Origin of the sequence: Rhodococcus sp. EPR-134, from assembly GCF_001647205.1 — a bacterium.
GTDB lineage: Bacteria > Actinomycetota > Actinomycetes > Mycobacteriales > Mycobacteriaceae > Rhodococcus_F > Rhodococcus_F qingshengii.
In genome coordinates this window covers 24642-34155 of sequence record NZ_LVCT01000056.1, presented here as the reverse complement: position 1 = coordinate 34155, position 9514 = coordinate 24642, and the positions used below count along the sequence as shown (strand labels likewise).

The 9514-nt window shown below is 64.0% G+C and carries 9 protein-coding genes; 3 read left to right on the top strand and 6 right to left on the bottom strand.

Going from position 1 to position 9514, the window contains the following annotated elements:
- Together A2J01_RS02880 and A2J01_RS36235 are read right to left on the bottom strand one after the other, a co-directional pair.
- Nucleotides 1-542 (bottom strand): trehalose-6-phosphate synthase (locus A2J01_RS02880; protein ID WP_197494140.1); only part of this gene is annotated, 542 nt, incomplete at its 3' end.
- Nucleotides 543-645: 103 nt separating this feature from the next.
- Nucleotides 646-819, bottom strand: a complete 174-nt coding sequence (locus tag A2J01_RS36235) for a hypothetical protein (protein WP_164490548.1) — start codon at nt 817-819, stop codon at nt 646-648.
- 156 nt (nt 820-975) lie between these two features.
- Between A2J01_RS36235 and A2J01_RS02875 the strand changes: the two genes are divergently transcribed.
- Complete coding sequence (locus tag A2J01_RS02875; RefSeq protein WP_080726624.1) at nt 976-2730, top strand: ABC transporter ATP-binding protein; 1755 nt, start codon at nt 976-978, stop codon at nt 2728-2730.
- A gap of 11 nt (nt 2731-2741) precedes the next feature.
- Nucleotides 2742-4529: an ABC transporter ATP-binding protein gene (locus A2J01_RS02870; RefSeq protein WP_374104630.1), complete on the top strand. Its 1788-nt coding sequence runs from the start codon at nt 2742-2744 to the stop codon at nt 4527-4529.
- Nucleotides 4530-4573: 44 nt separating this feature from the next.
- On the opposite strand, the gene A2J01_RS02865 is transcribed toward A2J01_RS02870, so the two are convergent.
- Complete coding sequence (locus tag A2J01_RS02865; RefSeq protein ID WP_007734348.1) at nt 4574-5509, bottom strand: methionyl-tRNA formyltransferase; 936 nt, start codon at nt 5507-5509, stop codon at nt 4574-4576.
- Nucleotides 5510-5619: 110 nt separating this feature from the next.
- On the opposite strand from A2J01_RS02865, the gene A2J01_RS02860 reads away from it, so the two are divergent.
- Entirely contained in the window at nt 5620-6423 is an 804-nt protein-coding gene (locus A2J01_RS02860) for an alpha/beta fold hydrolase (RefSeq protein ID WP_003945829.1), read from the top strand.
- Between the two features lie 59 nt (nt 6424-6482).
- On the opposite strand, the gene A2J01_RS02855 is transcribed toward A2J01_RS02860, so the two are convergent.
- The 3 genes from A2J01_RS02855 to A2J01_RS02845 form a co-directional block, all read right to left on the bottom strand.
- Complete coding sequence (locus tag A2J01_RS02855; RefSeq protein WP_007734349.1) at nt 6483-6752, bottom strand: metal-sensitive transcriptional regulator; 270 nt, start codon at nt 6750-6752, stop codon at nt 6483-6485.
- A gap of 90 nt (nt 6753-6842) precedes the next feature.
- Nucleotides 6843-7253: a DUF302 domain-containing protein gene (locus A2J01_RS02850; protein WP_003945447.1), complete on the bottom strand. Its 411-nt coding sequence runs from the start codon at nt 7251-7253 to the stop codon at nt 6843-6845.
- 103 nt (nt 7254-7356) lie between these two features.
- A complete protein-coding gene (locus A2J01_RS02845) occupies nt 7357-9504 on the bottom strand; it encodes an MMPL family transporter (RefSeq protein WP_082900786.1) in 2148 nt (715 codons plus the stop codon).
- Nucleotides 9505-9514: the final 10 nt, after the last annotated feature.

Genomic DNA, 9514 nt, shown 5'->3' with positions numbered 1-9514 from the left:
ATCTCGGTGCGCCACGGCATCTGCATGAACAGCTCGACCGGGGGAAACGGAATGTGCAGGAAGAAGCCGATGGTCAGGTCGGGGCGCAGCATCCGCAGCATCTTCGGTACCAACTGCAGCTGGTAGTCCTGGATCCAGACTGTCGCGCCCTGTGCCGCTGCCTTGGAGGTGGCTTCGGCGAATCGCCGGTTCACCTCGACGTAGGCGTTCCACCATTCGCGGTGGTACTCGGGTTTGACGATGACGTCGTGATAGAGCGGCCAGAGGGTGGCGTTGGAGAATCCCTCGTAGTACTCGTTGATCTCCTCGGCGCTCAGCGGCACGGGGTAGAGCTCGAGTCCGTCTTCGACGATGGGGTCGAGCTCGGCGTCCGCCACCCCCGCCCAGCCCACCCACGCGCCCTGATTGCTGCGCAGGATCGGCTCGAGAGCGGTGACCAGTCCGCCGGGGCTTCGCTTCCAGCGGGTGGTGCCGTCGGGAAGCCGTTCCAAGTCGACGGGCAGGCGGTTCGCTACGACAACGAACTCAGCCTGCCCGGACACGGCTTCACCGGTCGAAGAAGCAGGTGCGCTGTCAGAAAGGGTTGAACTGGTCGAATCCGGACTGACAGGCACGTGGTTCCTTCTCGGTCGGTGAGGGAAAGATTCAGTCGAGCTTGGCGGCGGGGGAGATACCGAGCATCGAGAGCAGCATCCTGCACTCGTCGGCATCTTCCGCGTAGGCAGCGACGACGCGCTGTGCCTGACGAGCAGTTTCGTCCGCTACGGGCTCGAGGTCCTCGTCCGCGATCTCGGTTTCGACGGTCGTGTTCTCAGCCATCATGTTCCTCTCGTGCTTGCCTGCACGGCGCAAGCAATGGTTCTTACTCGCGACTCTATGAGAACTGGGCGTGTCGACGCTAGTTGCTCATGTATTAGGGTCGACTTACTTATCTCTGTACTCAACTTTATCGCTTCCATCGATGCTTGGAGTTCCATGAGTTCGACCCCCTCGAGTGTGACCGTCGACTCGGACGAGCCGGATAGTGGCAATCACAGCGGTGCTGCGATTCTGCGACGTGTCCTCGTCCGTAACCGTGGCCCGCTCGCCATCGGCACGGTTCTGGTCTGTCTGCACCAACTGACCGAGACGGCGGTGCCGATCTCCATCGGTGTGATCATCGACCGTGCGGTGGAGACTTCGGACACCACGGCCCTGATCGTCTCCATCGTCGGTCTCGCGGCTCTCTTTCTCGTTCTGACGGCCGCCTGGCGCTTCGGCGCACGCTTCATCGTCACCGCGATGCAGCAGGAGGCTCATCGCCTCCGGCTCGAGGTGGCGCACCGCGTCCTCGATCCGCGTGGGGTGCGCACCGATCTGCGTTCGGGTGAATTGCTGACAGTCTCGACATCCGATGCCGAGCAGACTTCGTGGATCGCGGACATCGTCCCGCGCGCCGCTGCGGCCCTGACAGCTGCGGTGGCGTCGGCGGTGGCGTTGGTGTGGATCGACCTCTGGCTGGGGCTGGCCGTTCTGATCGGAACGCCGGTCATTCTCGGTCTGCTGCAATTGGCGGCGCCTCTCATCACGTCGAGGGCCACCGGCCAGCAGGCGTCGATCGCTCGGGCGTCGGCGATGGCTACGGATCTGGTCAGCGGATTGCGTCCGCTGCGCGGTATCGGCGGCGAGAAGACCGCGTCGGCGCGCTACCGCACGGTCAGCCGTCAAGCGCTCGCATCGACGATCGGCACGGCCAAGGCGACCGGTATCTACACCGGCGTTGCCGCGACCGTCAGTGCGTTGCTCGCGGTCGGTGTTGCGGGCTTCGCGGGATACTTCGCGTTGCAGGGCCGGATCACGGTCGGTGAACTGATCACCGTGGTGGGGCTTGCGCAGTTCATCATCGAACCGCTCGGCTTGCTTGCGTCCATTCCCGGATACTTCGCGGTGGCGCGAGCGTCGTCGGATCGACTGGCACTGGTCTTGGACGCGGAGCCACTGCGTGGCGCGGGTTCGCAGACCGAACTCGAAGGCACCGACCTGACTCTCGACGGAGTCGAGTACAAATCGCTCAAGGGCATCGATCTGCATCTGCCTGCCGGAGAACTGCTGGGCGTCGTGGCTTACCAACCGCAGGACGCCGACGCCCTTGTCGCGGTCCTGTCCGGTCAGCTGGCGCAGGACGCGTATCGCGGAGTGGTGAGGGTTGGCGGAATCAGCCTGTCCGACATGGACTTGCGATTGGCACGTCGGACGGTGTTGGTGGAGCCGCACATCACCGATCTGTTCTCCGGGTCGCTTGCGTCGAACGTCACCGCGGGCGCCGGTGATGGCGCTGCTCTCGACATCCAGAGCGCTCTGGTGGCGTCGGCAGCGGCGGATGTCGTCGATGCACATCCGGACGGTCTCGACCTCGAAGTGACCGATCGGGGCGCCAGTTTGTCGGGAGGCCAGCGGCAACGCGTCGCCCTCGCGCGCGCCTTGGTGGCACAGGCACCCGTGATGGTCCTGCACGATCCGACGACGGCGGTGGACGCGGTGACCGAGGCGTCGATCGCCGAAGGAATCGCAGAACTGCGGCACGAGGGTGCCAGTGGCATCCACACGACGGTATTGATCACCAGCAGCCCCGCCTTGCTGGCCGTGACGGATCGGGTGATCGTGTTGAACGACGGAGTGATCGCCTCGATCGGCACACATTCCGAACTCTCTCGCGGCGACGCGAACTACCGAGGAGCGGTGCTGCGGTGACGGCCACGGACATGACAACCGAAATGCCGGCCGGGGAGAACGCCGAGAAGGTGACAGAGCGCGAGTTGTTGCCGATCGCGAGTGGTCGCCAGACCTGGAGGTGGTTGCGGGCGGCGTTGGCCGAACACCGGATGCAGAGCCTGCTGGTCCTGATCGTCGCGGCTTCGGCGTCGGCGATGGCCCTGGTGCCGATTTACGTCTTCGGTGTCCTGGTCGACCGGGTCCGGGAGAACGCGCCCACGTCGACGATCGTCGGGGTGGTCGTGATCATCGCCGCTGCCGCAATCGTGGGCGGTGTGTTCACCGGTGTGGCTGCCTATCTGATCAAGCGGCTCGGTGAGACGATCCTGGCGGATCTGCGAGAGCGGACCGTGGACCGGGCACTGCGACTGCCGATCCAGACCGTCGAGAAGGTCGGTAAGGGCGATCTGCTCTCGCGCGTCGGCGACGACGTGTCGGTGATCGCCAAGGCCGTGTCCGACGTGGTTCCCGGCATGATCGCGGCGGTTCTGCTCGTGGCTCTGAGCATGGTGACCATGCTCGGACTCGACTGGCGACTCGGTCTGGCCGGAATGGTCGCGCTGCCGATGTACGCGCTGGCGCTCAAGTGGTACCTGCCACGCTCGGCTCCCGTTTACGCAGCCGAGCGGGTAGCGATGGGCGCTCGTTCACAAGCGCTGATCAGCAGTCTCCAGGGTGCGAAGACGGTCCGTGCGTACAGCCTCGAGAAGGAACACCTCGGGCAGATCGATGCGGCGTCGGCAAAAGCGCGCGATCTGGCAGTCGGAGTGTTCGGCCTGTTCACGAGGTTCGCCGGTCGAGGTAACCGCGCCGAATTCGTGGGCCTGTCCATGATTCTCGTCGTCGGATTCCTGCTGGTCCGTGAGGACGTCGTGACAGTCGGCCAGACGACGACTGCTGCCCTGCTGTTCCACCGCCTGTTCAACCCGATCGGCTCACTGCTCTACACCTTCGACGAAGTGCAGTCGGCCGGCGCCAGCCTCGCGCGACTGGTCGGCGTCGTCGAGATCGAGGAAACGGAGCCTTCGACGGATGCAGGTTCCGTTCCGGCCGACGGTTCGCTGCGTCTGGATGACATTCGGCACAGCTACGACGGTGGTCATGAGGTTCTCCACGGAGTGAGCCTCACACTGCGAGCGGGGGAGCGCGTGGCGCTCGTCGGTTCGACCGGAGCCGGAAAGACGACGCTCGCGGCGATCGCTGCCGGTTCGATCACTCCGACGTCGGGCCGGGTGTCGATCGGCGGTGTCCCGCTTGCCGACCTCGACGACCTACGACGCCACATCGCGATCGTGAGTCAGGAGGTCCATGTCTTTGCCGGACCCCTGATCGAGGATCTGAGATTGGCGGCTCCCGAATCCTCGGACGAGGACGTTGCCGCGGCACTGCGGACGGTCGGCGCGTACGAGTGGGTGGAGGCTCTCGACGAGGGAATGCTGACCGTAGTCGGCGAAGGCGGGCACGAGATGACGGCGGCGCAGGCGCAGCAGTTGGCTTTGGCGAGACTGGTGTTGGCCGATCCCGCCGTCGCCGTACTGGACGAGGCAACAGCGGAGGCGGGCAGCGCCGGAGCGCGGGAACTGGAAGCGACTGCCGACGCCGCTACGGAGGGCCGCACCACTCTGGTTGTCGCACACCGGCTTACCCAGGCCGCGGGCGCCGACCGAGTGATCGTGCTCGAACACGGACAGATCGTAGAAGAAGGCCCGCACCGCGAACTGGTGTCCGCGGGCGGGCGTTACGCACAACTGTGGGCGGCCTGGGAAGGTCGCGACTGAGGGGTTTGTACTGGGTTTTGTACTGAGGGGGTCTGATCCGGCGATCAGGTGAGGTACCCGCCGCCGTGGGGGAAGAACTCGGCGGCGGTGTACTCGCTGCCGTCGTCGAGTCGGACGCGCTCGATCCGCAGTCCCTTGTTCTTGCCCGACCACGCGTCGGGGCCCGCGACGATCACCATGCCGTCGTCTTCCTGGATGAACACTCGGCCGGGGGTTCCGCCGTAGTGCCCGCGTGAGACGGACGCCTTCAGGATGCGGATGCGCTGGCCCTTGAACTCGGCGAAAGCGTTGGGGTACGGATCGGACTGTGCCCGGACGAAACGCTCGATGACCTCGGCGGGCCAGGACCAGTCGACGTGGCTGTCCTGCGGTGCGCGCTTGTGGAAGAACGTGGCCTGCGATCGGTCCTGCGGCGTCCAGTCGGTACGGCCGGACGCGATCAGATCCAGGGCGTCGAGTGTGATGGGGCCGATCATGTCGATCGTGCGGTGGAACAGATCGGTGACGGTGTCGGTCGGGCCGACCGTCGTCGAACGCTGCAGCACGATGTCGCCCGCATCGAGTTCCTCGTCCATCAGGTGCGCCGTGAGCCCGACTTCTTCTTCGCCGTTGATCAGAGCCCAGATGAGCGGGGAGAATCCCGTGTACTTGGGCAGCAGCGAATCGTGGATGTTGAGGGTGCCGTACTTGGGTGCGTCGAAGACCTCCGCAGGCAACCAGGTACGCCAGTTGTTGGCGACGATGATGTCGGGAGCTGCTTCGGCCAGCGCGGCTTTGAAGGCGTCGTCAGGCTTGTTCGCCACGTGAACGGGTACACCGTTCTCGGCCGCCAGATCTGCAACCGAGTCCGCCCACATCTGTTCGTAGACGTGTTCGCTCTTCGGGTGTGTGATTGCCAGCACGACCTCGTGATCGGAGTCGATCAAGGCCTGCAGGGTACGGTGGCCCCAGGTTTGGTATCCGAGCGTAGCGACTCTCAACGGGGGTCCTCCTGGACGAGCATGGGCTGGGGTTGCGGTCACACGACCGCCCATCAGCTTAGGCTATCCAACCAAAATTGTTGATCACACGTAAGAGGAGGAAGGCTGACATGACGGTCGCCACAATCAACGGAATCCCCATCAATTACCAGGTCAAGGGTGATGGAGATCTGGTGGTGCTCATCATGGGGACCGGCAGCCCCGGCCGCGTCTGGGATCTGCACCAGACCCCGGCGCTGGTGGCCGCCGGCTACCGAGTCTGCACCTTCGACAACCGCGGAATCGCACCGTCCGGCGAGAGCCTCGGCGGCATCACGATGCCCGACATGGTCGCAGACACCGCCGGACTGATCGAGCACCTCGGTGGCGGTCCGGCCCATGTCATCGGCACCTCGATGGGCGCCCGGGTGGCGCAGGAACTGACGCTCGCCAGGCCCGATCTGGTTCGCAAAGCAGTGTTCCTCGCCGGCCACGCCCGGATGGATCATTTCCAGCAGGTCCTGACCGAGGGCGAGCGCCAGTTGTTCGACAGTGGCGTCGCTCTGCCGGCCAAGTACCGTGCCGCAGTGACCGCGGTGATGAACCTTTCGCCGGCCACGCTGGCAGACGATCACTCGGCGCGCGACTGGATGGATATCTTCGAGTTCACCGGCGGCGCAACGTCACCGGGTGTTCGCGCACAGCTCGGTATGGACCGCGCCTTCGATCGACGGGGTGCGTACAAGTCGATCATGCGCCCGTGCCTGTCCGTCGCTTTCGCCGACGACCGCATGATCCCGCCCTACCTCTCCCGCGAGGTGGCGGACTGCATCGCGACGGCGTCGTACGAAGAGATTCCCGACGCCGGGCACTACGGCTACCTCGAGCGTCCGGAGGCCGTGAACAAGGTGCTGATCGACTTCCTGGCGAAGTAGTTTTCCGCACGCGAGAAAGGGCCTGACCTGCTAACTGCAGGTCAGGCCCTTCTCATGTTTCAGGCCAGTGCCAGGAACAGCTTCTCGAGTTCGGCCTCGGTCATCGGTTCCTGACCTTCCGCGCTGTCACCGCTCAGGCATTCACGCAGCCCGGAAGCGACGATCTTGAACCCTGCTCGGTCCAGCGCCTTGGACACGGCGGCGAGTTGCGTGACGACGTCCTTGCAGTCGCGGCCGTTCTCGATCATCGAGATGACCCCGGCAAGTTGGCCGTGGGCACGACGCAGTCTGTTCAATACGAGCGCAATGCTCTCTTCGTCGCCGGTCATGGTGGCCCCTTCTCGAGTGTTCGTGCTGCGGTCAAGGGTACCCCTGGGGGCATGTCACTGCTTGATTCAGTGTTTGGTCCGACTGCGGTGTCAGATCAGCGAGTCGACGGCCGCGCGCAACTTGACGGCTGCGTCGGCTGCCACGGACTCGAGGCCGGGTTCGCCGGAAACCTGAACCATGAGAGCAGGGTTCATCGCTTCGACGAAGAACGAATTCTCGGTAGTCGTATCTTCGCGGACGACGACGTTGCACGGCAGCAGGAGGCCGATCTGACGATCCACCGAAACTGCCCGATGGGCCAACGGCGGGTTACAGGCACCCAGGATCAGGTACTTTTCCATGTCCTCGTCCAGCTTCGCCTTGAGTGTTGCCTGCATGTCGATCTCGGTCAGGATGCCGAAGCCCTGCTCGGCGAGAGCGCCACGCGTGCGGGTGACGACGTCGTCGAAGGTTCCGGTGACCTTGGTTGCGATCGCTATCGGTTCTGTGGGTGTTGTCATTGCGCACTCCTCGTCGTGGGCTGTCACTGTCGCCGGCTTTGATTTCTCTTGTCCCCATCATACCCCTGGGGGTATCAGTAGGACAGTGATCTCGGGTACACGATCAGCCATGCGAGAAGCTGATGTTCGGCAGGACGCGACGCAGCCATGCCGGCGCCCACCAGGCTGCCCGGCCGGTGAGGCGTAGGAGAACGGGCAGCAGTACCAAGCGGACGAGCACTGCGTCCAGGAGGACAGCTACGCCGAGAATGATGCCCATTTCCTTGGGTGGCAAGGGATCTGCGAGCGCAAAAGTGAAGAAGACCGCAACCATCACCGCTGCTGCCGCCGCAATGACCCGACCTGAATGCGCGAGGCCGTCGATGTGTGCGATCGCGGGGTCGCCTGTGCGTTCGTAGTGCTCCTTGGCACTCGAAAGCAGGAACACGGTGTAGTCCATCGCGATCGCAAAGATCATGGCGAAGAAGAAGACCGGACCCCACCCGTTGAGGAAACCCTGGGGGGTGAAGCCGAGTAGGCCTGCTCCGTGACCGTCCTGGAAGATCAGCTTCGCGATTCCGAATGCGGCCCCAGTGGACAGCAGGCTGACCAGCGTGCCGATCAAGGCGATCAAAGGCGCCTGGAGGGCGATCAGCAGCAACAGGAATCCGAGCGTCAGAATCACGACCACGACGATGGGAAGGTAGTCGTCGAGTGCCTGCTGAAGGTCGAGATTTTCGGCCGGAGCGCCGCCGACGAGCGCCGATTCCGGCAGTTGCGACCGAAGGTCGGCAAGGATGGTTTCCATCGCAGGATCTGACGGGTCGACGGTGGGAACTGCTTGCAGCATAACAAGATCGGACCCGTCGGCAGCTTGTTGCGCTGGGGTGACCATGGCCACGCCGTCAACGCTCATGGTAAGACGTGAGGTGTCGGCTGCATCGTCGGCGGACGTGACGATCTGCAACATCCCCGGGGCGCCGTCCCCGAATTGCTGCTGCACCAGTTCATAGCCCTGGCGAACCGGGGCGTCCTCGGGAACCACGGCGATGGAGGGCATTGCCACCTTCAGTCCGAAGACCGGAACAACGAGTGCGATCAGGATGAGTAAGGCGCCGAAGCCGAATGGCCACGGGTGCTTGTGCAGCAATGATGCCCAACCTGCGAACATCGGGGAGCGGTGCTGCTGGCGCTTTGCATACGGTAGAGAACCGCCGTTGACCTTCGCGCCGATCCTGCCGAGCACGGCAGGCAACAGGGTGAGTGTTGCGGCGAGAACGAAGATCACAGCGAGCATGATTCCGACAGCCATCGTGCGTACGGCCGGGGCTGGAACGATGAGAACCGCAGACAAACTGACCAGAACTGTGAGGCCGGAAAGGACCACAGCCTTGCCGGCGGTGTCCATGGTTTGAGCCACGGCGGCCCTTGGATCCGGATCGGCTCGCAATGCATCCCGGAACCTGGCGACGAGGAAGAGTGCGTAGTCGATGCCCAGCGCGAGAGCGAACATCATCGCGAAGTTCATGGCCCACACGGAAATCGGCGTGATCTCGTTGAGGATTACAAGCCCGCCCGCCGAAGCGACCAGGCCCGCAAGCGTCAGCAGTAGTGGTAGACCCGCGGCAACCAGGGAGCCGAAGGCCAACACCATGATCGCGAGAGTGACGGGCCACGACATCATTTCGGCTTTGATCATGGCTTCGTGATTGGCCTTGTTGAAATCGCTCCACAACGCCGACGCACCCGTCGGGTACACCTCGATCGTGTCGGTGGACAAGCCCGTGAGCTTCTTGCCGAGTTCGTCTACCGCGCTGACCATCTCGTCGGTACTCGCGTTGGCGCCCGCGACCATGATTCCGGTATGTCCGTCCGGGCTGATGGTCATACCGGGCTGCGGGGCGATCACTTCGCCGAAGCGAGGGTCCGCGGAAAAGATTTCCGTTGCCGCGGCCAGGGTTTGCTGCATCGACGGATCCGTGATGGGTAGAGAATCCGAGTGAACGACCACCTGTACTGCGGCGGAGGAATTTCCACCGAAATGCTGCTCGGCCAACTCGCGAACTTGCACGGATTCGGATCCGTTTGCCTGCCAACCCGCGCCGGCCAGAGAGGTGAAGACGCTGGGTGCTGCGGCGCCGAGTGCGATCAACGCGATCAACCAGACGCCGACGACGAGGCGGGTGTGAGTCGCCATCGATCGACCGAGACGCGCAAGTCTGCCGTCGGCTCGGGTGGGTGGGTCCGCGGTGACTGTTCTGGTCGCTGACATCTTCACTCCT